Consider the following 23069-nt stretch of genomic DNA (forward strand, 5'->3'; position numbering starts at 1 on the left):
TATCATTCGAAAGTGATAATGTCTTAGTTAGGTCGAAGGAGAAAATGTCCCATCTGTTAAACTAGAATGATGAGGAAAAATGAGCTAACCATGACTGAGACTAAGAAATATATCACTATTAAAGCAGTCTGTGACGGAAAGAAAACAAAGAATAGGGCCTGTGTGGAGCTTGGCATATCCAAAAGGCAGGTGAATCGCCTAGTCATTGCCTATCAGAATAAGGGTAAGCAGGCTTTTATCCATGGGAATAGGCAGAAACAGCCAGCCCACACTATGCCTCCAGAAATCAAAGAAAGAATTATTGGGAAATATCGAGACTATGGAGCTATGAGACCTAATGTTGTTCATTTTTGTGAGCTCCTAGCTGAGGAAGACGGCATCTGTTACTCCGATACTACCGTGAGAAAGCTCCTCTATCAAGCTGGGTTTCTCTCACCTAAGACACAACGAAAAACCAAGAAACGCTTAAAAAAAGAGGCTAAGAAACGCAAGCAAGCTAAAGAAGAGCCACTCCTCCCTACTGCTAGCGACTTCTTAGAAGAACCAGAGAAAGCCCATCCTAGTCGGGCTAGAAAAAAATATAGAGGCGAGCTTATCCAAATGGATGCCAGTCAATTCTTTTGGTTTGGACAAGAGGAAACCCATCTTCACGTCGCCATTGATGATGCCTCTGGTGATATTGTCGGGGCTTACTTTGACACCCAAGAAACCCTGAAGGGCTACTACCATGTTTTGGAACAGATTCTTGCAACCCAAGGCATCCCTTTTCAGTTCCTGACCGATAAGCGAACAGTCTTCACTTATGTCTCTAAACAGTCCAAAAAGATGGAAGAGGACACCTTCACGCAATTTGGCTACGCCTGCCATCAGCTGGGCATCGCCATCAAGACCTCATCTATTCCACAAGCCAAGGGGCGAGTCGAAAGGCTCAATCAGACCCTGCAGTCCCGCCTTCCGATTGACCTCCAAAGGCATGGTATCACAAGCATTGACCAAGCCAACCGTTACCTAAAAGGCTGGATCAAGCGGTTTAACAAGCAGTTCGGAGCCAAAGCAAGCTTATCCGTTTTTGAGGAGGCTCCTAAGCCTGCTCAGAGGAATCTACTTCTAGCTAGGGTGAGTGAAAGAGTGATTGATAGTGGGCACCATATTCGTTATCAAAACAAGTTTTACTTACCCACTGAGGGAGACAAGGAAGTCTTCTTTGCCCGAAAAACGAAAGCCTTGGTTATTGAGGCTTTTAACGGTGACATCTACCTCAATATCGCTGACAAGACTTATGCTACTAGGCCTTTACAGGAACACGAACGCCATTCAGATGAATTTGAACCAGCCCAAGAAAAGAAAAAAGAAAGACGCAAGTATATTCCTCCACAATCACACCCGTGGAAACTTGCATCTTTCAAACAATATCTTCATAAGATTGGAAAATCCTATGAAGAATTTCAAGCTGAGAAGAACAAGGCTTCTCGCCTACAATTATAGCAGATTTTTTCTCCTATCAACTTGATTTTGACGGGACAAAGTCATTTTCGATTGACAATCTTTTATGGTATCCAAGACTTTTAGTGGCTCTTAAGAAAATTTTCACGCTGTCTTAAGAAAACTAAGTTAGGATAGGCCCCATTACTTTTTAAGGAGGTACTGATTATGGCAAACTCACCGAAACACAGAACCGAACTAAAGGGTTATGGTACCCTACGTAAAAGCAAGGCACACGGATTGGTGGGAGCACTAATCCTGTCAGGTGCTCTTATCACGACGGGGGTGATATCCTCTTCTACTTTTGCCGAAGAGCAAGCAGGAGAAGTCACAACAACAAGTCAGTCAAAAGAAACAACAGTTTCGACTGATACAGCAACTTCAGGCACAACTGAGAACTCTCAAACGCAGTCAACTGACACACAAACTACCAATACTAGCTCAACAGAGCAAACCAACTCTCAAAGCACTTCTGAACAAACGAGTACGGAAGCAACAAGTTCCGAAACCAGCTCTAGCCCAGAGACTGTTAACTCTTCGAGCGCAAGCAGCTCTGAAGGAGCTGAGACAAGACTTTCAGAAGGTTCGTCCACAGCTAGCACTTCCACAGAGGCAGGTTCTTCTACCGCCAGCTCCGAACTAGCTTCTGCCTCGCAAGCCGCTAGCTCAGCAGATAGTGACACTAATAATGAAACAAGTTCAACCACAATCACCTTTTCAACAGATAGTGATACAGGTGAATCAACTGTTTCCACCGATGTTGCAGATACTGCAGAAACAGCAGCTGTGACGGTTTCCAACTATATTGTTACCATTACAGAAGCTGGTAGCTATGTCTTAAGTGGTAAGGCCAATGGCTATCAAATTGTCGTAGACAGCAGTGTGGCTGATCAAGTAACACTCATTCTTGATAATCTTGATTTGACCTCCAGCAATATCTACTCTGCGGGCGACTTAACCATCTCTGTCAGCTCTGATAGTTCAGTAAGTTCAGATAGCACTAATGCGATTGAAGCCGAAGGAGCTCTGACAATTTCCAGCAGCAACTCCAGCAATCTGACAGCAACGGCAACAAGTAACCATGCTATAAAGGCAGATAGCGTTAATCTCTCCAACCTCGGTCTAGCACTCACTTCTAGTGACAAGGACGGGATTCATGCCACTAGCAGCTTGACCCTCGATAAGGTTACAATGACTATTTCAGCCGGCGATGATGGTATCCAAGTAGACGATGATACCGATGTCAATTCGGGTGATTTAATCATCACTGACTCTGACATCACCATAACATCAACCGATAAAGGAATTACTGTTTCAGACAGTGCAACGGTTGATGGAGAGACGAATCTGACAATAACCGCTGGAGACGAAGGCATTGAAGGACGTTCCATCAATCTCAATAGCGGTACCATTACGATTGACGCTGGTGATGACGGCCTCAATGCCACTGAATGGACAACTAAGGACGATGCTGATTTAAGTAATTTAACAAATACAACCGCAGATATCGAAAATACGGTCATCATTACTATTGCTGGCGCTACTGTCACTATCAGTGCAGATGGAGATGGTATTGATAGCAACGGAAACCTAGCTATCTCTGCCGGTTCTGTCTACGTGACACAAACATCGGTTGACAATTCTGCCCTTGACTATGATGGTACTGGCATCATCTCTGGCGGAACCGTCTGGGCTTTGGGAAATCAGGGAATGGCTCAAGCCTTTACAACAGGGTCCAGTCAGGCCTATATTATGGCTAATCTGTCAGGTTCAGAAGGAGATACTGTCACCGTAACGGACAGCGATGGTAATCTCATTGCAACCACTACTGCAACAACTTCCTTCGGTAACGTGGTCTTTAGCGATGCTGTCTTAGAATCAGGACAAACCTACACGATTACCACTTCATCTGGCTCCACGACAACTGCCACGGCAACAGAAGAAACTTCTGCCAATGCTTTCGGTGGTATGGGAGGCGGACCTAATGGTGCTCCTGACCAATCTGGAAATATGACGCCACCTAATGGTGCTCCTAGCCAATCTGGAAATATGACACCACCTAATGGATTTCCGGCAAATCCCGGACAAGCACCAGACTTCTCAAGCACCACCAGCAACACGAGTGAGACTGTAGCAGGGTCTAGCAGTACTAGTGAAGAAACAAGTTCAAATACGGATGCGGCATCGACTACACCGGCAAATTCTGAAACTCAGGCAGATAGTACAGCGTCGCTGCCAGCAACTGAACAAGAATCCGATACCTCAAATACTAGCGAAGCAGGATCCACTAGCACCAGTGAAATTAGCTCAAATACGGATGCGGCATCGACTACACCAGCAAGTTCTGAAACTCAGGCAGATAGTACAGCGTCGCAACCAGCAACAGAAAAAGAACCAGGTACCAGCACCAGTGAAGTAAGTTCAAGCACTGACACGATATCAACTACACCGACAAATGTTGCAAATCATGCCGATAATGGAATTAGTTCAGCAAGCGAACAGGCTGCTGGCAAGACTAGACCCACCGATTCCCAAGGTAAGGCTGGACAGGTTCCTAATAGCACGAATGCCACTGGAAGAGGAGACTCAACCGCCAATAAATCAGAAACCAGCCAGCCTAGGCCAGACTTCACAAGTGATACGGCTGCCACAGCTAGTAGACAGGCTAAAAGAGCAGGGAAAACTGACCAACCTAGGCAAGAAGTACAGGCTAATGGAAAAAGCCAAGGTGCAGAGGCTCTTAGAGAAGATCAGACATCACAGTTGACTTCGTCAACACCCACTAAACAGGCTCAAAATAAGCAACATTCCCAACAAAACTGGCTCCCAAGCCAAAAATCTGAGGGGCAACAGACTGAACAAGTTCAAGAGGCGATAAATCATTTCACCTCCACTTCTTCTCAAAAAAATGAGCGGACAGAATCACCTCAAAAAGAGACTCAAAAAAATCCAGAAAAGAGAACTTCTCAAAATCAAGCTTTCCAAAAAACAAAAAGCAACTCTCTCCTTGCGACTATTCTAAACTGGCTCTTAGGTCAGCTTAACTAACGATGTCCGTCCTCAAAAAGGACTAAAAAGCACTGATAAAACAAATCAACCCCAGCAGTTTGTGGGGTTGATTTGTTTTATATTTATAGAAAACTGATAAGAATGCCCTCAGTCTTCCCCTAAAATAATATGGGGAACATCATGCTGGATATAGTCCACACCCTTTTGCTTCATCAACTCGATAGCCAGAGCATTGGGACGATAGTCAGCCTTATAGGTGATCTTCTTGACACCCGCCTGCAAGAGCGCCTTAGTACAGTTGATACAGGGGAAATGGGTAACATAGATTTCAGTATTTTTGGTCGAGATTCCTTCCTTGGCACATTGAATCAGGGCATTCATTTCTGCGTGAACCGTCCGAATACAGTGACCGTCTTCCATGTAATGACCGACCTCATTACAGTTGTCAGTCTCGGAAACACCTCCATTGTAGCCGGTCGCAATAATCCGCTTATCCTTGACCAGAACCGCACCAACATAAGCTCGATCGCAGGTTGATCGCTTAGAAATCAGCTCAGCATTGGCCATAAAATAATCCTGCCAAGATAGTCGTTCTTCCGTCATAAAACCTCCTAAATGACAATTAATTCCTTGGGGGCTTGAGTCAAAACCTGACAGCCTGTCTTAGTTACCAGAATATCATCTTCAATTCTGACCCCGAATTTTCCATCCAGATAAATCCCAGGCTCATCGGTAATGGTCATCCCAGCCTCCACCAAGTCCGCTGATTGACCAAAGTAAGGAATTTCATGAATAGCTAAACCAATGCCATGACCAATACCATGGGTAAAGAAATCACCGTAACCAGCTTGAGCGATAACTTGGCGAGCAATCCGATCATAATCACAGCGTTTTATTCCCGCCTTGACATCATCAATAACCGCCCGATTACTCTTGAGGACAAGCTCATAGACAGCCCGCTCCTCATCGGAAGGCTGACCGATATGGATAGTCCGTGTCATATCGCTGACATAATGGTTATAGATACAACCAAAATCCATGGTTAAAGTCTCACCCTGACGAATGATTTTATCGCTGGCTCGACCGTGGGGCATGGCTGACCGCTGACCCGAAGCCACGATAAAGTCAAAAGAAGGACCGCTGGCTCCTAATCCTCGCATCCGAAAATCAAGAAAATTAGCAAGGTCAATTTCACTGGTCTGGTTGGGTTTGATAAAGTCCAAAGCATCTAAGAAGGCCTGATCAGAAATCTTGCAGGCCTGACCAATGGTTTCAATTTCACCAGAGTCTTTAATCATCCGCAAGTTCTCAATCAAATCGTTCAGCGACTCTAGCTGGTAACCTGTAAAAATAGACCGCAAGTGCTGATAAAAATTATAAGAGATTGCCTCTCCCTCAAAGCCAATCGTCTTCAACTTATCGTCTCTGATAAGCTGAGCAATTTCAGTCAGAGGCTGGCGAGTCTCAATAATATCAAAACCCTTAACCTGCTCTCTAGCTAAAAGACTATAGCGAGAGTCCGTCAGAAAGAGTCGGAGTCCTTCTGAGATAAAAATTGTTCCAGCCGTTCCATGAAAGCCAGTCAAATAATAGATATTGGTCAGATTAGTGACTAGGAAGCCATCGCAAGCCGTCTGCTTCAGGGATGTCACTAATTTTTCAACACGCGCCTCAGACACCTGAGAATCACCTCCCCTTTAATGACTTTATTCTAGCATGATTAGACTGAAATTACTAATTTGAATGAACCAAAAAGGCCCCAACACCATGATGGAGGCGGGGGTAATTCAAGTATACATTACTTGTTTCTAAAAAATTGGAAAAGTTTGATTAAATAGATAATAGCCATACTTAAAACGGTAAGCAAAAGTACAATAAACATAAACTTTCCAAATTGTTTACTCGGTGATAGGATAGTGATAAGAGCTAGAATAGCAATTAAAAATATTAGGAAATTATCTTTGAAAAATTTACTCATAATAGTAACTAAACCTGTGAGCCTGCTATTCCGCAAGTCGTTCCAGCTATTAATCCTTCACCTATTCCACCCAAAACAGCTCCTACAACACTTCCAGCTCCCGGTTCCGCTGCAGTTCCAGCAATCAAACCTTTTCCTGCTCCATCAATAGCTCCGCCGATAAAACCTCCTGCGAAACCTATTGTAGCACCCCAGGCATTAAATCTACCACCAATTTCTACAAGATTTTCACTATCTACAATTTCAAAATCATTAAACGCTATAGAATTCATATATTCCTCCATATTAGTTAATTGTATTGTTTGTCGAATTTTACAAATCTAAATATTTATAGCCAGCAAGACCTGTCGCTGTACCAGCCACGAGTCCTTGACCAACTCCACAAAGAAGCGCACCTGCAATAGTACCTGCACCAGGTTCTGCCAAAGTTCCAGCTTCAGCACCTGTCATTGCACCCTTAAGAAAGCCTCCAGCAAAACCACCTGCAAAACCAACAACTGCTCCAAAGGCATTTCCTGCGTCAATTTCTGTGAGATAATCTGCATCAGCTACTTCAAAGTTTTCTAACACCATAGTATCCAATGTTACTGTGTTCATAAAAATTCTCCTTATTATAAGTTACCGAAGGCATCAGCAAGCACCTCTGGCAACAAATTTATTTTACGACGCTTATCCTATCACTTGAATTTTTCTTAATCAAGGTCTTCTGGCACTTTTCATTAGAATGTTAATGCTCCATAAAAATAATATAAAATTTCTGATAATTATTTTTCGCTAGATTGGAATTGGCATCTTAATATCTCACTCTAGTAGTTTAGTAAAATTGCTTGGGATTTAAGAACCTAGAGCTGCTCTCATGCCAGGGAAACTTAAAATATTAATCTCCTTGAAGACATCTTCCTGAATTAATCGTTTTTTATAAGTACTATGTCAGTAAAAGGCCTCTTTTAATTGCAGACCTCAACTTCCATCTAAAAGGACTAATTCCCATACAATGCAGAAACGCAATCTTTCATCTAATATAATGTCTAACTTTTGGGAGGCACTTTATCCTATACGACTAATCTTTTCTGATTCAGAAACATTAATAAAAACTTTAGGGAGCTTCCCTTGTTTCCCCTAAGCTCTCCCAGATAATAAAATACACTAAGAAAAAGGAACCGAGATTATTCTCAGCACCTTATCGTATTCTTCATTAATCTTTAATTTTTAAAGCCTTCTTGATAGCCGAAACTTGCATCTCAGCGTAGGCCTCAGGATTTGATTTGGCCAGAGCCTGCATTGCTTGGGCCTTGGCAGGATCAGCAGCCATTTGACCTTGCAGCTGTTTGGCAAGACCCGCTAATTTCTTGGCTTGATCTTGTGACAGAACCAGCCAAGTTTTCTTGGGGACTTGAACAACAGATTTTTGGGAGACCAATTCCCCTGATTCCCCACCAAAACCATAGAGCAATTTAGCCGTTTTTGACTTCCAAACGTACCGCTTGGTCGTGGTTTTAACTTGAGCCTCTTTGACATCAGCCAATTGGTAGGTTGCTGTTTTCTTGACAGCTTCCGTTGCATGTTTGGTATCTGGAATGAAGTATGCCTTGGCATCCTTATCTTCCTTGCTAGCTCGGTAAACTAGAACCTTACTGCTTGCCTTGCTGCCCAGATCCTTATAAACGAGGACACCATAGGGAAGCTTACTATCTCCAGCAGTATAAATCTTTTGAGTTACCACCCTATTTTCAACCGTCATACCTGTATGATTAACAAAATGATCGGTCAGGAGGTAGACAGAACCAGCCAAGACTAGGAGGGACAGAAGCCCTAGCCCATAGCGCAGAGCTTTTGAAGACAGTAGCATCCATGAGCCAAAGGTTGCCAAGGTTGCTAGTCCAATAATTAAAATAATCATTTATCATTGTCCTCCTTTTCAATGATTTTCCCCTTACGCAACAAGAGAGCGACGAATAAACCTAAGACTGCAAAGGATAGTCCCAGAGTAAAGGAAACATGGAAGCCGGATAGACTAGCATCAATCATTTTTGAGCCATACTTCAAGGGATCCATGGCTTTCAAGGCAGCAGATGGCTTATTGTCGTTGATAACATTTTGGGTCACACTGGACAAGAGAGCGACAACGATGGCAGAAGCAATTTGCCGTACCGTATTGTTAGCCGCCGTACCGTGGGCCGCTTCATGGGGAGGAAGTGCACTCATAGCACTGGCAGTCAGTGGCATCATAATCATGGCAATGCCAAACATCCGAACGGCATAGAGCAAGCTGATGAAGTGGTCAGGTGTTGATGCCGTCAGGAAGATAAAGGGAACTGTACCAATTCCCAAGATAATAAAACCAATCATAGCTAGGCGACGCGCACCAACCTTATCGTAGACACTACCGGAAATTGGGCTGACTATCCCCATCATCAAGGCACCTGGCAAAAGAGCCAAACCAGAGTCAAGAGCAGACAGACCGTGAACATTTTGCATATAAAGAGGCAGCATCATTTCGACCCCCATCATGGCCATCATTGAAAGAGCAATGGCGATGGTTGTCACAAGAAACTGTTTGTTTTCAAAAACCGAAATGTCCAAGAATGGTTGATCCATATGCAGCTGGCGGTAGGCAAAAAGGATGATAACGATCAGCCCAATAATAATCGGTGCAATGACATAACCCATATTTCCCCAACCATGGTCGGCAACATTAGTGAAGCCCCAAAGGAAGCTGCCAAAACCAAGGATAGACAGAACCAGAGAAGGTAAGTCCAACTTGACAGACTTATTATCAACAACATCCTTAATTAAGAAGGGGGACAGGATGAGGGACAAAATCAAAATAGCCAAGGGAATGATAAAGATGGCCCGCCAGCTTAAATCATGACCAAAGAGACTAAAATTCTGTTTGAGAATCCAGCCAGCCAATGTTGGACCAATGGCTGGAGCCAGTCCAACGACCAGACCATTGAGCCCCATGGCAGCTCCCCGCTGTTCTGCAGGGAAGACATTAACCATGACCACCTGAATCAGGGGCATAGTGATCCCAACAGCACAGGCTTGAATAATCCGTCCAACCAGAAAAATATTCCAGTTAGAAGTTGGAGCCAAAGTGGTCATCAGGAGTCCCACCACCAGAATGACATAGGCACTAAAATAGAGCCACTTGGTTGAAAAACGGGTAGCCAAAAAGGCCGATACTGGAATCATAATCCCATTAGCCAACAGGAACCAAGTGATCGCCTCTTGGGCCGTTGACAAAGAAATGTCAAAACTCTTCATCAAGGTTGGGATAGCTGTCCCTAAGCTGGTTTGGTTGAGAACCCCTGCGAAGGTAGCCACCAGCAAGAGAACAATCATGGCTGTCCTGTTATAGGATTTTCCATGAATATCATGTGTACTTCTCGACATCGTACAACTCCTTTTCATAAAATGTTAGGCAATAAGAAAACTTAAAAGAAATGCTCTTCTTTCAAGTCTATCTAGCCTATTCGTCAGTCTACCGGCCTAGCCAGCAGTTATCACGAAAACTATTTTACTCATTTTTTCAGAAAGGTCAAGAAAAGCGAATGGAAAAAATTCAGATATTCTGTAGGAAAATTTGGAAATCCAGCTAGAGCACTGTATAGAAGCTTTTTTCCAATGGTAAAGATTGGCAAAAAAAGACGAAGGCTGGGAGATCCTGTTACCACTCCTATCTTGCCTTCGCTTTATCTATCATAAGCTTGAAATCAGCTTTTTATTTTCAAAATCTCCTTGATCATCTTCACCTGCATTTGGGCATAAGCTTGCGGATCCGATTGAGCAAGTTCCTGAATCTGCCTAGCTTGTTGGGGATTGGCTGCCATCTGGGACTCCATTTGTTCCTTCATTTGTCCTGCCACGGACGACAGCTTTTTAGCCTGGTCTGGTGTCAAGGCCAGCCAAGTTTTCTTGGGGAGTTGGACGACCGATTTTTGAGAAACGAGTTCTTTGTTTTCCCCGCCAAAACCGTAGAGCCTTTTGGCTGTCTGAGACTTCCAAACATAGCGTTTAGTTGTCGTCTTAACCTGAGCCTGTTTAACATCCGCCAGTTCAAAATCTGCTGACTTTTTAACAGCCTCGATGGCATCTTTTTTATCTGGGACAAAGTGACTCGTCGCCTTTTTATCGTCTTTTTGATTACGGTAAATAATGACCTTGTTGTCTGTCTTAGTTCCTAAATTTTTATAAATAATCATCCCATAAGCTTGACTAGGGTCACCGGCAGAATAAATCTGCTGTGTTGTCGTTGTCGTTTCAACCTTCATTCCCGTATGATTAAGAAAATGATCCGTCAGGAAGTAGACCGAAAGTCCTAAAATGGCCATAGACAAGATACCAAGTAGGTAGCGTAGACTGGCTTTTGAAATTAACATCCAGCTAACAAAGGTGGCCAGTGTTGCTAGAGCTATTATTAAAATCATCATGGATTAGTCCCCCTCTCTTTCAATAATTTTACCCTTGCGAAGCAAGAGAGCGACCGCAATACCCATCAGGGCAAAAGCTAAGCCCAAAGCAAAGGAGGCATGAAAGCCATCTAAGCTAGCACTAATGGTCTTAGAAGCATAAGACAACGGATTTTCTAACTTAAGACTAGCAGCTGGTTTATGATCTGTAATGATATTTTGCGTTACACTAGAAGCTAGAGCTACAACAATTGCCGAAGCAATTTGCCGCACCGTGTTGTTGGCTGCCGTTCCGTGAGCTGCTTCCCTTGTTGGTAAAGCACTCATGGCACTGGCTGTTAATGGCATCATAATCATTCCCAGTCCAAACATCCGAACGGCATAAAGCAGGGTAATGAAATGATTAGGGGTCGCAGCTGTTAAATAGACAAAGGGAACTGTACCAATGGCCAAAATAGCAACTCCCATCATGGCCATCATGGAAAGAGCAACAGCAATTGTTGTCACTAAGAATTGTTTATTCTTAAAGACAGAGATATCAAGGAAGGGCTCATCCATCCGCAGTTGGCGGTAGGCAAAGAGGGCGATAATTAGTAAGCCAAGAATAATCGGAGCAAGGACATAAGTCATATCTCCCCAACCCTTGTCGGCTACATTGGTGAAGCCCCAAAGGAAACTACCAAAGCCAAGAATTGAAAGGAAGAGTGAAATCATATCCAGCTTGACCCGCTTGTTATCCACAACATCTTTGACAATGAAAGGAGACAAAAGCAAGGCCACTGCTACAATGGCTAAAGGCAGGATAAAGATACCTCGCCAAGTCAAATCATGACCAAAAAGATTAAAATTCTGCTTGAGTACCCAATCAGCCAAGGTTGGACCAACAGCGGGAGCTAGACCAACAACCAGACCATTGAGCCCCATGGCTACCCCCCTCTTTGTTCAGGCGGAAAGACATGAACCATAACGACCTGCATCAGAGGCACAGAAATGCCTACTGCACAGGCTTGAATGACACGTCCAATCGGGAAAATATACCAATTGGATGTTGGTGCAAAGGTGGTCATTAAGAGACCGATATTTAAAAGAAAATAGGCACTAAAAGAAAGCCATTTGGTTGAAAATCGGGTCGCTAAGAAAGCTGAGACCGGAATCATAATTCCATTCGCCAGGAGGAACTAGGTTGTTGCCTGTTGGGCTGTCGACAAAGAGAGGTCAAAACTCTTCATTAAGGTTGGAATAGCCGTCCCTAGACTGGTCTGGTTGAGAACCCCAGCGAAGGTAGCAATCAATAATAGGATAATCATGATGGTCCGATTATAGGGCTTACCATGAATATCATGCGTACTTCTGGACATAAATACAACTCCTTTTCATTAGAATGCTAAAACTCTTCGAAAATCGAAACAATCCGACGGACAAAGCAATCTAGGATTTAGAAAATCTTGATTTGCAACGGCAGCCACTATCGCGGTCCACCTATACCTCATTAGGGGGCAGAGGTCTTTGCTCCTTACTATTTCCAATTTTCATTTAGTATAAAACAGAAAGAATCATTGATAAACCAACTGTTTTCAGATTTAATGTTTACCTACTTCTCCAAACTGCTAATGGTTATCAAGAGAACTACTAGCTTGATCCCCGAGAACAGAAAAAATTTAATGATAGGCTGCCTTTGACGTGCACTCCAAAGACAAAAATATAAGAACTAAGTGATGATAGGATAACTAGTTATCACGGGAACTATTCTACTCGTTTTTTTGAATTCGTCAAGGAAAAAATGAAAATTTTATGAAATAGTTTTTAGAAAATACCTTTTCTCCGACAATTTCAATCTTTTTAGCTTAAGTTCTGTCACTTTTGCAAATTTGGCGGGGGAAAAAATAAAAGAGCGGTACAAGAGCACCCTTGGAATTTCTTAATGATTTTAGTTTGACTATCAAATTATTAATTTTTATTAACCAATCTCTTTTGCTTATTGTTGTGGCATTTGACCGGCATCACCACTAACTTGACTTTGGTCGCCACCTTGGCCCTCTTGTCCCTGACTCTGGTCCCCTTGTGCCTGTTGACCCTCGTCTTGGGTTGATTGATCTAGATCAGAGTCTTGGTTGCCGTCATTATAGTCAGAGTATCCATAATCGTCTTCGTTGCTATCAGAATAACTGCTTGGATCACTTGATTCGTTACGACTTGAACTTGAAGAAGAACTAGAAGAGGAAGATGGCTGAGTGCGATACTCTTTTGTTTTAGATGCTGACCTTTTCTTTTTTACTTTCGACTTAGGCTTGCTAATCTTCGATTTTGACGATTCTGAACTGATTATTTCGCTACTAGTAGATTGGTCAGAGAAATTATCTGTCGATGGTCTAACAGTATGATTAAGATAGACTAACCAGAATATAAGAAGCAAAAGTAACGACAAAAGGATTGCCATAAAGGACTTCCAAAACTTATCCCTACTCATTTTTCTTTGATGATTGGACACGGCAAATGCACTAGGTGAGATACTTTTGGGTTCCGAGGCTCCCAGTGAATTGGACAAGTTATTATCTAATCCATAGCCAATGACTTCTCTTTCTACCTCAGAAGTAACCTCTGGGGAAATTGAAGAAACTTCTAACAAGTAAACCGTGTTAAGCCTAGGATTGAAAATTCCTAATTTAGTTATGGATGAAAAATCATCATAAATAGAGTGTCGACCTAGGAGGTAATAAATCAAAAGTTGTAACGTTTGATTTTTGTTGATGGCTGAGCGGGATACTTTGAAATCCCAGAGTGTGTCCTTGGTCAGGAAGTCTCCATCTCCTGAATTAATAAGCTCGGTATAAGCCCCTTCGAAGGTGAAACCGTCCTTGGTAACTGGGCCAAATTGCTTGAAAAACTTTAGACTGCGTATGACCATCTTTCGAACATTAAAAATCGTCCATTTATCAGGCTCTATCTCCTCAATTGGTTTATAGCCTTGCGGACCCGCTCGAAATACAACATCGTAACCAACTAGCTTAATGGTACTGACGATAGACCTATCATCAAGTGCAGCAATACTAGCCAAAAGTTCTCTTGCAACATTTCCCTCACCAATTATCTCTGCTCCCCGCAAGGAAATCGTAAATGCCCTTTCCTTAGGACTACCATTCATAAAACGTGATAAATAGTCCACCGACAGACCAATTAAACTGGGATGGACATTTTCCTGACTATAAAGATTGACCCCATCATCAAGTTCAATCTTACTAAAATCTTTAGCTGGGAGGTAGCCACCACGAGGTTGCCTTACCTCCCTAATGCGTTGTGTTACTGAAACCATAGCCTATCCCAGTTCTTTAATTAATTGCCAACCTTAGTATAAGAGTCATTTTCATAGACAGTATAATTAGAATAATTTGGCTTCTCATTCATTCCATACTGCCAAAGAATCGGATATAAAGTACGTCCATCGGGACTTAATTTATAACCAAAATCATATTTAACACCTACTCCACCTAGCTGAGCAGGTAGTACAGTCCCCGTATAATCAACAATTCGATAGGTCGTATCATCAACAGGAGCTACTGAATATACAGTTCCCGACATTTCAGAGCTACTACCGTCACCTCCTTTGATTTTTATACGTAAATCTCCATTACCATAAAAGGTAATAGTCGTTGCTGACCCTGACATGCTACCTTGCCAAGTTCCGACCATTTGGCTAGGGAAAACACCGTCATAAGAAGGACTATTGTCCTCTGTAGTAGTATCAGACTTAGAAGCTGTGTCTGTTTGATTACTAGCATCTTGACTCTGAATCAAGGAAGTAGAACTCGTTTGAAGCTGATTGGCTTGTTCCTCTTTGTTTTGATAAGAATTCCAGAGGAAAAAAGCAACAAAGGCTAAAATGATTAAAATCAAGCCAAGAAAAATATTATAAATGATTTGTCTGCGTCTCTCCTGACGTTCTAGCTCAGCCTTTTCTAGATAATAAGCATTTTGTTCTAATATTGCTTCATCCAATAGATTCTTAACCCCTTGTCGCTGTTTAGAATCACTCGTCTGTGCTAAAGCCAACTCTAATCGGGAGATTTTCTCTCGCATTTCCCTCTCCTGCTGCTCATCTAAAATCTCCCGATGAAATCTTTCTTGGTCCCGCCGCATCTTTCCTAATTCCGAAGCTTGACGCGATTGCTCCCAAGTGTTACGGTCAATAGAATTTTTGATCTCCCAATCGTCCATACTATTCTCTCCCTCACTTAAACATAATGTTAATTTTCTAAAAATTATAGAACACCTTTAGTATAGCAAAGTCCAGCCTCTAAGACAATATTACCAAGAAATAAAACTTTACAAGCTAGGAAGATTTGTCCTAAATTTATTTGGAAATTTTTATACTTTTTTCAATTTCTACCCTTTTCTCAAACAGAAATTTTGCGAAAGAAAAAGACCAACCGAAAATTCGGACGGTCTGAAACAGGATCTTGAGAGTCATAAAATTGAGGCTAGACTCTTGGTTAACTAGATTTCTACTGCCTCAAGTGCAGCTTGTTGAAGCAGGAAGTCTTTGAAGTAGGGTAAACTAAAAGTCAATTGACCCCGCTCTGGACTTGTTAGGACCTGACTTTTCAGTAAACGATCACGATAGACATTAACATAGGCCTTAGTTTTACCAAGCTCTTCAACTAAGTAAGCAGATGGCACCTCCAGAGCATCGTTCTGAGCCATGACCTTAAGAAAGAGTTTCTCCTGCCCAGTAAATTGCCGATACATGAGAGTGTAGACATTCTGGAAAAGATAGGCTTGATAAGTAGGCAGAACAGCTTCCAAATCCTTGTCAGTCACCCTCTTTTTATTTTCAGTTTGATTCCAGAGAAGATAGCCTAAAAGTTGAAAGGCATAGGCATAGCCCTTAACATAAGCAACCATTTTTGTTAGAACTTCTGAACTAATTTGCCGTCCCCCCTTACCAAAGGTCTTGAGATAACTGTCCATTATTGAATAGTCACCTAAAGTAGGTAAAAGAATTTTATTAGCTCTTAACAAGAAAGTCAAAACATCATGTGTAATCAGTTGATTGATGTTCTCTGGAAGTCCTGCTAATAAAATAGCGATTTTAAATTTTTTTCGCACCAAAACTTGATAAAAGGAGGCAAATTCCCTGACTGCCTTTGTATTGGTTACCTCATCAATGGTCAAAAGAACGGAAATATTTTTCTCCGTCAATTGTTCAAGCAAGCTCTCAATCTTAATTTTGGTAGCCTCCCCTTCTTCCTTTCGTGAAAAAGATGCAGATAGGCCAAAAGCACTAAGGCCCAAACTTTGGATAGAAGCAGCTAATGCCTGATTTGTTTTACTTTCTTTTTCTAAATAATCGGCAAAATCTTCAATTAAGCCGTCTGAAATTGATAAATCAATGGTCAACCACTTGTCGTCCTTGGCCAACTTTTCCGAGACCTCAGTCATAAAACTAGTCTTACCTGACCCTCTCATACCATAGACTAGACTGGTCTGAAAGAGGCTATTTTCATCTTTTAAAGCCTTAAGGGTTGTCTCAACTAACTCGCTTCGATCCAAAAAAATCTTGGGAACTTTACCAAATCCTACATCAAAAGGATTCATAGGTTTCTCCTTTATACTTTTTATATTCTTTTATACTGCTTTATACTTTTGTTTATATTTTATACTGCTTTATACTTTTGTTTATATTTTATACTGCTTTATACTTTTGTTTATATTTTATACTGCTTTATACTTTTTGGCAAGCTGAATTGAGTTTGGGAACGACCTTTGCTAAAAAAACACCACCCTTTCGGATGGCGTTTGCATTAGTTTAACTTGTCTTGCAGGTATTGGCCGGTGAAGGATTGGGCATTTTGGGCCACTTCTTCTGGGGTGCCGGTGGCGATGACTTGGCCACCGCCAACACCACCTTCTGGTCCCAGGTCAATCAGGTGGTCAGCAGTCTTGATGACATCTAGATTGTGCTCGATAACTAGGACTGTATTGCCTTCATCGACGAAGCGTTCCAGGACCTTGAGCAGGCGAGCAATATCGTCGGTATGGAGGCCAGTGGTTGGTTCATCCAAGATATAAAAGGACTTACCGGTAGAGCGTTTATGGAGCTCAGAAGCTAGCTTCATCCGTTGGGCTTCCCCACCAGACAGAGTTGTAGCGGGTTGTCCCAGCGTGACATAACCCAAGCCAACATCCTTGATGGTTTGGAGTTTTCTGGCAATCTTTGGAATTGGTGCGAAGAAGTCAACTGCATCGTTGACGGTCATGTCAAGAACTTCAGCGATATTCTTCTCCTTATAGTGAACTTCCAGAGTTTCGCTATTGTAACGGGTACCATGACAAACTTCACAGGGAACATAAACATCGGGCAGAAAGTGCATTTCAATCTTGATGATCCCGTCACCCGAGCAGGCCTCACAGCGGCCACCCTTGACATTGAAGCTAAAGCGGCCCTTCTTGTAACCACGAATTTTGGCTTCGTTGGTCTTGGCAAAGAGGTCCCTAATATCATCGAAAACACCTGTATAGGTGGCTGGATTGGAACGAGGGGTCCGACCGATTGGGCTTTGGTCAATATCAATCAAGCGTTCAATATTGTCAATGCCTTCCACGCTCTTGTGCTTACCAGGCTTTTCCGAATTTCGATTGAGCTTCTGGGCAATGGCCTTCTTGAGAATGGAATTGACCAGGGTAGATTTTCCAGAGCCCGAAACTCCTGTGACGGCAATGAATTTGCCCAGAGGGAATTTCACGTTAATATTTTGCAAGTTATGCTCGGACGCTCCCCTGACCTCAATGAAACGACCATTACCCTTTCGTCTTTGGCTGGGAACAGGAATTTCCTTTTTACCAGACAGGTATTGACCGGTAATGGATTTCTTGACCCTGGCCACTTGTTTGGGAGTACCCGAGGCAACAATTTCCCCACCAAATTGGCCAGCACCGGGGCCGACATCAATCAGCCAGTCGGCCTGTCGCATGGTATCTTCATCGTGTTCGACCACGATTAGGGTATTGCCTAGGTCCCGCATCTTCTTGAGGCTGGCAATCAGACGGTCATTGTCTCTCTGGTGTAGACCAATTGAGGGTTCATCTAGGACGTAGAGAACACCACTCAGGTTAGAACCAATCTGGGTCGCCAGCCGAATCCGTTGGCTTTCCCCACCCGACAAGGTTCCTGCCATCCGAGATAGGGTCAAATAGTTGAGACCAACATTGTTGAGGAAGGTCAAGCGGTCCTTGATTTCCTTGAGAATGGGACCGGCAATGGTGGCTTGATTGTCTGACAGTTGCAAAGTTTCCAGATGAGCTAAATGATCTTGAATAGAGAGGTCGGAAATCTGACCGATATTGAGACCATCTTGACCACCAACCTTAACTGAGAGAGCGGCATCATTGAGGCGATAGCCGTGGCAGGTCGCACAGGTCAGCTCATTCATATAGCCCCGCATGACATTGCGGGTGAAATCACTGTTGGTCTCGTGGTAGCGGCGATTGACATTATTGACAACCCCTTCAAAGGGAATATCAATATCCCGCACGCCACCAAAGTCATTAACATAGTGAAAATGGAATTCCTTGTCATCAGAACCATAGAGAACGAGAGCCTGCTGGTCTTGGGGCAGATCCTCAAAAGGCGTATCCATATCAACACCAAAGGCTTCCATGGCCTGCTCCAACATGGCTGGATAATAATTGGAAGAAATGGGATTCCAGGGAGTAAGAGCCCCTTCTCTCAGGGTCTTGCTGGGATCAGGAATCAACAAATCCATATCAACGACCAACTTCATGCCTAGGCCATCACAGGTCGGACAAGAACCAAAGGGAGCATTGAAGGAAAAGAGGCGGGGCTCCAGCTCAGGCACGGTAAAACCACAGACAGGGCAGGAATAATGCTCAGAGAAGAGCAGGTCCTTGCCATCCATGGTATCGATAATGACGTAACCATCCGCAATCCTCAGGGCTGCCTCAACCGAATCAAAGAGACGGCTGCGAATGCCTTCCTTATTAACCAGGCGGTCAATGACCACTTCAATATTGTGCATCTTGGACTTGGACAGCTCAGGCACTTCGGCCACATCATAGACGTCACCATCAACCCGAACACGGACATAGCCCTCTTTTTGAACCTTGTCAAAGAGGGTCTTATGTTGCCCTTTTTTGCGACGGATAACGGGGGCTAGAATCTGCATCCTCGTGCGTTCGGGGAGCTCTAAAACCTTGTCGACAATTTGCTCGACCGAGCTGGCAGAAATTTCACCGTGCCCATTGGGACAGTAGGGAACCCCAACCCGAGCATAGAGCAGGCGGAGGTAGTCATTGATTTCGGTCGCTGTTCCCACGGTCGAGCGAGGATTCTTGCTGGTAGTCTTTTGGTCGATGGAAATGGCTGGGCTGAGACCATCAATACTGTCCACATCAGGCTTTTCCATATTGCCCAAAAACTGACGAGCATAGGCTGATAGACTCTCCACATAGCGACGCTGACCTTCGGCATAGATGGTGTCAAAGGCCAAACTGGACTTACCAGAACCTGACAGACCCGTCACCACGACCAACTTATCGCGGGGAATCTCCACATCAATATCCTTTAAATTGTGGGCCCTAGCCCCATGAATAATTAATTTATCTTGCATAATATATACGATACCAAGCCCGTCAAAGGCAAAGTCAAAATAGGAAAATTTTATACTCAAAGAAAATCAAAATAAGACGAGGCAATGAACCGCAGGCAGTACTAGAGTACGCCAAGGTGAGTTAACGAAGTATGATATTGATTTTTAAAGAGTATATCCTTTTTGACACAGCCTTTAGGGCAAGTTCAAGTCCTTTCAATAAGTTAAGTAAATGGGCCATTAAAATGGCTCCATTTACTACGACAGCCACTATGGGGGACTGCCTAAACTTCTTACTAAGCCAGATAAGCGAGCATTATCGGCTCCCCTATCTGGCTGTCGCTACAGTCATCGTAGAAGAAAGCTAAAAAATACTTGAGCTTCTTTGTAGTGATTATTATATCAAAAATCAGCGTTAGTAGCAGAGCTAACGCACGGAAATTTTATTTCGGAAAGGGTATTTCCTTACCAAAGCAAAAAGGCCAGCAAGTTGCCGGCCTTTCACCATTATCATTAACTGTTGGGATCATCCAAGCTACGACCATGTAGGCCTTTTTCTCGTTGGATTTGGCGAAGTTTTTCTGGTGTTACATCATTTCCCTCTTCGTCAACCACTTTGATACCTTCAATGTGATGACGCAGAGAACGGCGGTAACCCTTGATATATTCTTCTCGGAGTTTAGCCTGCTCAACCTTTTCATCCCCAGTCAAGCCGACCGTTTTTTTCTTTTTTGCAAGCTCGTTTATTCGAGCGATTTTTTTAGGATCCATAATATATGTTTCAGCCCTAAGGGCAAATTCTACTCCTTTCTAGGATTAAGATACCACGGAGCAAAGCCAGCTTCTTTCAATACAAGAGCTGGCTAACGGCAATCACTAGTCTGATTGCCTAGCCCCCTGACTAACTTCCTGTGACGAGTATTATCGGCCCAATTATCTGGCTATCGCTACAATCATCGTAGAGGAAGCTAAAAATACTTGAGCTTCTTTGTAGTGATTATTATATCAAAAATCAAGGTTAGTAGCAGAGCTAACGCACGGAAAAATAATTTGAGCCCTGAAATCTGTCTAGCCATTCCCTGACAAAAGTAAAAGACCAGCAAGATCCGCTAGCCTTTAGCAATCTAATATTAACTGTTGGAATCGTTCAAGCTACGGCCATGAAGCCCCTTTTCCCGTTGAATTTGACGAAGCTTTTCTGGGGTCACATCATTTCCCTCTTCGTCAACCACTTTGATACCTTCAATGTGATGACGTACGGAACGACGATAGCCTTCTAGGTATTCTTCACGAAGTTTGGCCTGCTCAACCTTTTCATCTCCAGTCAAACCGACCGTTTTTTTCTTTTTAGCAAGCTCGTTAATCCGAGCAATTTTTTTAGGATCCATAACTAAGATACCAAGCCGTTAAACAACTCAATGGATTAAAACTTTTTTAACCCGAGCCTGGAAATAAGAAAGCGAGGTAGACTGTGGCAAGTCTGGACCAATCTTTCTTTTTCCACAGAGTTGTAGGCGAGTTCATTTCCTTTCCTTAATTCTCATTTTATTTAGTGTTGAGCTTATTAAAGGCAGCGACTGTTCTGGCCTTTTTGGCCAATTCTGACAAGAGGGCCAGACGATTGTTCTTGAGGGTCTCATCATCGCTCATGACCATGGTGTTATCAAAGAAGGCATCAATGACTGGGCTGAGGGCAAAGAACTGCGTCAGATTTTCCTTGACATCGTCAGAAAGCTGCAAATCAGCAAGGGATTGAGCCAAGGCCTTTTCTTGGTCATTTTCAAAGAGGGAGGGATTGACGGCCACATCCGCTGGGGCCTTTTCCGCTAGGTTAAAGACCCGTGAAAGGCTCTCAACAGCTGGCTTGTAATTATCGGCTTGAGAAGCAGCTTGCAGGGCCTGTGCTGCGGCCAACATTTGCGGAACGACGAAGGTTGAACCAGCCAGAACTGCTTCGCGGATGTCCTTTGACACACCAGAGCCCATCATCTTGTCCACACGGGCAGCGATGAAGTCCATGACTTCTTGCTTGTGGGCGTAGGTCAGACTATCAAAGCTCAAATCGTAGAGGTTATCGACCAATTGATCCATTGGCACAGCCCAACCAAAGGAATCTAGGATACGAACAATCCCTTGGGTCGCCCGCCGGAGGGCATAAGGGTCATTGGAACCACTTGGAATCAGGCCAACCGAGAAGAAGGAAAGCAAAGTATCCAATTTATCAGCCAGAGCGAGAACGGCACCAACCTTGGTTTGAGGGAGGACACCATCTGCGGAATCTGGCAGGTAGTGTTCCCGAATAGCTGTCGCAACAGGAGCCTCTTCGCCATCTAGGAGGGCATATTTTTCTCCCATAATTCCTTGCAGTTCATCAAATTCGCCAACCATACCGGTCAGAAGGTCAAACTTGTAGATGCTGGCCGCCCGTGCTAAGGCCTTACTTTCATCAGCGCTCAGGCCAACGGTTTTAGCCAGGTAGTCAGCAATGACACCAGCCCTAGCCATGTGCTCAGAAAGCGAACCAATTTTTTCATGGAAGGTAACTTGGGATAACTTGGCCACCAAATCAGCGATTTTCAGCTTTTGGTCCTCGTGCCAGAAAAATTCTCCATCTTCCAGGCGGGCAACCAGAACCTTTTCATTTCCCTTGATGACATTTTCTAAATAATGCTCGTTACCATTGCGGACAGAAACAAAATTAGGGAGCAATTGACCTGACTGGTCCCGCACAACAAAGTAACGTTGGTGATTCTTCATAGAGGTTACCAGAACTTCTTCCGGCACTTCCAGATATTTCTCATCAAAATGCCCCATGAAAGCTGTCGGGTATTCGACCAGATTGAGGACCTCATTGAGGAGGTCAGGGTCAATATCGACGCTGACATTTTGCTCGGCTTCAACAGCCTTAATTTGCTCAACAATCATGCCTTGCCGTTCTTGACTATCAGCGATGACAAATTCTTTTCGCAAATCATCCTCATAGGAATCCGCTGTACAAATCTGAGTTTCCTGACCTAGGAAACGATGGCCACGGCTGACCCGACCAGAGTGAATATCCAAGAAATCCATATTTAGGGCTTGGTCATCCAAGAGAACCGTGAGGGTATGGACAGGACGGATATACTCAAAGCTATTGCTAGCCCAGTGCATGCTGACGGGGAAAGTCAAGGAATTGAGAACCTCTGGGACACCCGCCAATACAGCCTCTGCAGGTTGACCAGCCTCTTGCTTGGTCACGTAAACGTACTCTTCACCCTTGACCTGACGGAATTCGATGTCATCGGTGGTCAAGCCCTTCCCACGAACGAAGCCTTGAGCTGCCTTGGTAAAATTACCATCAGCATCCAAAGCAATCTTCTTAGAAGGTCCCTTGAAGTCCTCCGACAAATCTTCCTGCTTGTCTGCCAGACCCATCACTCGGACTGCCAAGCGACGAGGGGTTGAGAAGGTCTTGATGCTATCAAAAGATAGACGATTGTCCTTAAGAAAGGCAGCCATTTTTTGGCCCAGTTGTTTTTCACTCGGGGTTACCACATAAGCTGGCAATTCTTCCAAGCCTAATTCTACTAGTAAATTCTTCGTCAT

General features: G+C 43.5%; 18 protein-coding genes and 1 pseudogene. 3 read left to right on the forward strand and 16 right to left on the reverse strand.

All coding sequences use genetic code 11. The features are described 5' to 3' along the window. Positions 1-90: 90 nt before the first annotated feature. Together BS63_RS0106600 and BS63_RS0106605 are read left to right on the forward strand one after the other, a co-directional pair. Positions 91-1485 (forward strand): ISNCY family transposase, encoded by a 1395-nt coding sequence (locus tag BS63_RS0106600; RefSeq protein ID WP_028798431.1) that lies wholly within the window; start codon positions 91-93, stop codon positions 1483-1485. A 165-nt stretch (positions 1486-1650) separates the two neighbouring features. Further along, entirely contained in the window at positions 1651-4530 is a 2880-nt protein-coding gene (locus tag BS63_RS0106605; protein ID WP_028798501.1) for a carbohydrate-binding domain-containing protein, read from the forward strand. 108 nt (positions 4531-4638) lie between these two features. Here the strand turns inward: BS63_RS0106605 and BS63_RS0106610 are convergent, their stop codons facing one another. The 13 genes and pseudogenes from BS63_RS0106610 to uvrA all read right to left on the reverse strand — a co-directional run bounded on the left by BS63_RS0106610 (position 4639) and on the right by uvrA (position 19505). Beyond that, a complete protein-coding gene (locus BS63_RS0106610; protein WP_002962728.1) occupies positions 4639-5094 on the reverse strand; it encodes a deoxycytidylate deaminase in 456 nt (151 codons plus the stop codon). Between the two features lie 8 nt (positions 5095-5102). Beyond that, positions 5103-6170, reverse strand: coding sequence for a M24 family metallopeptidase (locus BS63_RS0106615; protein ID WP_002962729.1), 1068 nt, complete (start codon positions 6168-6170; stop codon positions 5103-5105). Between the two features lie 119 nt (positions 6171-6289). Continuing rightward, the gene (locus tag BS63_RS0106620; RefSeq protein WP_019769239.1) at positions 6290-6469 is read right to left on the reverse strand and encodes a hypothetical protein; all 180 of its coding nucleotides are present in this window, start codon (positions 6467-6469) and stop codon (positions 6290-6292) included. Between the two features lie 8 nt (positions 6470-6477). Beyond that, positions 6478-6741 carry a hypothetical protein gene (locus BS63_RS0106625; RefSeq protein WP_002962730.1) on the reverse strand — a complete coding sequence of 88 codons (264 nt, stop codon included), beginning with the start codon at positions 6739-6741 and terminating at the stop codon, positions 6478-6480. A gap of 40 nt (positions 6742-6781) precedes the next feature. Next, entirely contained in the window at positions 6782-7066 is a 285-nt protein-coding gene (locus BS63_RS0106630; RefSeq protein ID WP_002962732.1) for a hypothetical protein, read from the reverse strand. A gap of 598 nt (positions 7067-7664) precedes the next feature. Beyond that, a complete protein-coding gene (locus tag BS63_RS0106635; RefSeq protein WP_004205707.1) occupies positions 7665-8369 on the reverse strand; it encodes a DUF4811 domain-containing protein in 705 nt (234 codons plus the stop codon). Beyond that, positions 8366-9865: an MDR family MFS transporter gene (locus BS63_RS0106640; protein ID WP_004205708.1), complete on the reverse strand. Its 1500-nt coding sequence runs from the start codon at positions 9863-9865 to the stop codon at positions 8366-8368. The genes BS63_RS0106635 and BS63_RS0106640 overlap by 4 nt, the downstream gene beginning before the upstream one ends. Positions 9866-10185: 320 nt before the next feature. Beyond that, positions 10186-10902, reverse strand: coding sequence for a DUF4811 domain-containing protein (locus tag BS63_RS0106645; RefSeq protein ID WP_004205710.1), 717 nt, complete (start codon positions 10900-10902; stop codon positions 10186-10188). Between the two features lie 3 nt (positions 10903-10905). Continuing rightward, a pseudogene (locus tag BS63_RS0106650) lies at positions 10906-12239 on the reverse strand (MFS transporter). Between the two features lie 617 nt (positions 12240-12856). Then, positions 12857-14191, reverse strand: a complete 1335-nt coding sequence (locus BS63_RS0106665; protein WP_004205711.1) for a hypothetical protein — start codon at positions 14189-14191, stop codon at positions 12857-12859. A gap of 20 nt (positions 14192-14211) precedes the next feature. Beyond that, positions 14212-15093: a hypothetical protein gene (locus BS63_RS0106670; RefSeq protein WP_004317356.1), complete on the reverse strand. Its 882-nt coding sequence runs from the start codon at positions 15091-15093 to the stop codon at positions 14212-14214. 279 nt (positions 15094-15372) lie between these two features. Further along, positions 15373-16473: an ATP-binding protein gene (locus BS63_RS0106675; RefSeq protein WP_004317359.1), complete on the reverse strand. Its 1101-nt coding sequence runs from the start codon at positions 16471-16473 to the stop codon at positions 15373-15375. A gap of 206 nt (positions 16474-16679) precedes the next feature. Further along, the gene (uvrA, locus tag BS63_RS0106680) at positions 16680-19505 is read right to left on the reverse strand and encodes an excinuclease ABC subunit UvrA (RefSeq protein WP_019770461.1); all 2826 of its coding nucleotides are present in this window, start codon (positions 19503-19505) and stop codon (positions 16680-16682) included. 131 nt (positions 19506-19636) lie between these two features. Between uvrA and BS63_RS0106685 the strand changes: the two genes are divergently transcribed. Next, on the forward strand, positions 19637-19852 hold the full coding sequence (locus BS63_RS0106685; RefSeq protein WP_019775080.1) for a hypothetical protein: 216 nt from the start codon (positions 19637-19639) through the stop codon (positions 19850-19852). Between the two features lie 145 nt (positions 19853-19997). On the opposite strand, the gene BS63_RS0106690 is transcribed toward BS63_RS0106685, so the two are convergent. The 3 genes from BS63_RS0106690 to glyS all read right to left on the reverse strand — a co-directional run bounded on the left by BS63_RS0106690 (position 19998) and on the right by glyS (position 23069). Further along, positions 19998-20255, reverse strand: coding sequence for a DUF896 family protein (locus BS63_RS0106690; RefSeq protein WP_019770459.1), 258 nt, complete (start codon positions 20253-20255; stop codon positions 19998-20000). A 359-nt stretch (positions 20256-20614) separates the two neighbouring features. Continuing rightward, entirely contained in the window at positions 20615-20872 is a 258-nt protein-coding gene (locus BS63_RS0106695; RefSeq protein WP_019769819.1) for a DUF896 family protein, read from the reverse strand. A 157-nt stretch (positions 20873-21029) separates the two neighbouring features. Beyond that, positions 21030-23069: a glycine--tRNA ligase subunit beta gene (gene glyS / locus BS63_RS0106700; protein ID WP_002960696.1), complete on the reverse strand. Its 2040-nt coding sequence runs from the start codon at positions 23067-23069 to the stop codon at positions 21030-21032.

The sequence above is a fragment of the Streptococcus sobrinus DSM 20742 = ATCC 33478 genome (genome assembly GCF_000686605.1).
Classification (GTDB): Bacteria; Bacillota; Bacilli; order Lactobacillales; family Streptococcaceae; genus Streptococcus; species Streptococcus sobrinus.

Bases quoted from the DNA above. Each gene is read 5' to 3' on its own strand.
- BS63_RS0106600 (WP_028798431.1), top strand. From the start codon at position 91: ATGACTGAGACTAAGAAATATATCACTATTAAAGCAGTCTGTGACGGA.
- BS63_RS0106605 (WP_028798501.1), top strand. From the start codon at position 1,651: ATGGCAAACTCACCGAAACACAGAACCGAACTAAAGGGTTATGGTACC.
- BS63_RS0106610 (WP_002962728.1), bottom strand. From the start codon at position 5,094: ATGACGGAAGAACGACTATCTTGGCAGGATTATTTTATGGCCAATGCT.
- BS63_RS0106620 (WP_019769239.1), bottom strand. From the start codon at position 6,469: ATGAGTAAATTTTTCAAAGATAATTTCCTAATATTTTTAATTGCTATT.
- BS63_RS0106625 (WP_002962730.1), bottom strand. From the start codon at position 6,741: ATGAATTCTATAGCGTTTAATGATTTTGAAATTGTAGATAGTGAAAAT.
- BS63_RS0106630 (WP_002962732.1), bottom strand. From the start codon at position 7,066: ATGAACACAGTAACATTGGATACTATGGTGTTAGAAAACTTTGAAGTA.
- BS63_RS0106635 (WP_004205707.1), bottom strand. From the start codon at position 8,369: ATGATTATTTTAATTATTGGACTAGCAACCTTGGCAACCTTTGGCTCA.
- BS63_RS0106640 (WP_004205708.1), bottom strand. From the start codon at position 9,865: ATGTCGAGAAGTACACATGATATTCATGGAAAATCCTATAACAGGACA.
- BS63_RS0106645 (WP_004205710.1), bottom strand. From the start codon at position 10,902: ATGATGATTTTAATAATAGCTCTAGCAACACTGGCCACCTTTGTTAGC.
- BS63_RS0106665 (WP_004205711.1), bottom strand. From the start codon at position 14,191: ATGGTTTCAGTAACACAACGCATTAGGGAGGTAAGGCAACCTCGTGGT.
- BS63_RS0106670 (WP_004317356.1), bottom strand. From the start codon at position 15,093: ATGGACGATTGGGAGATCAAAAATTCTATTGACCGTAACACTTGGGAG.
- BS63_RS0106675 (WP_004317359.1), bottom strand. From the start codon at position 16,473: ATGAATCCTTTTGATGTAGGATTTGGTAAAGTTCCCAAGATTTTTTTG.
- uvrA (WP_019770461.1), bottom strand. From the start codon at position 19,505: ATGCAAGATAAATTAATTATTCATGGGGCTAGGGCCCACAATTTAAAG.
- BS63_RS0106685 (WP_019775080.1), top strand. From the start codon at position 19,637: ATGATATTGATTTTTAAAGAGTATATCCTTTTTGACACAGCCTTTAGG.
- BS63_RS0106690 (WP_019770459.1), bottom strand. From the start codon at position 20,255: ATGGATCCTAAAAAAATCGCTCGAATAAACGAGCTTGCAAAAAAGAAA.
- BS63_RS0106695 (WP_019769819.1), bottom strand. From the start codon at position 20,872: ATGGATCCTAAAAAAATTGCTCGGATTAACGAGCTTGCTAAAAAGAAA.
- glyS (WP_002960696.1), bottom strand. From the start codon at position 23,069: ATGACGAAGAATTTACTAGTAGAATTAGGCTTGGAAGAATTGCCAGCT.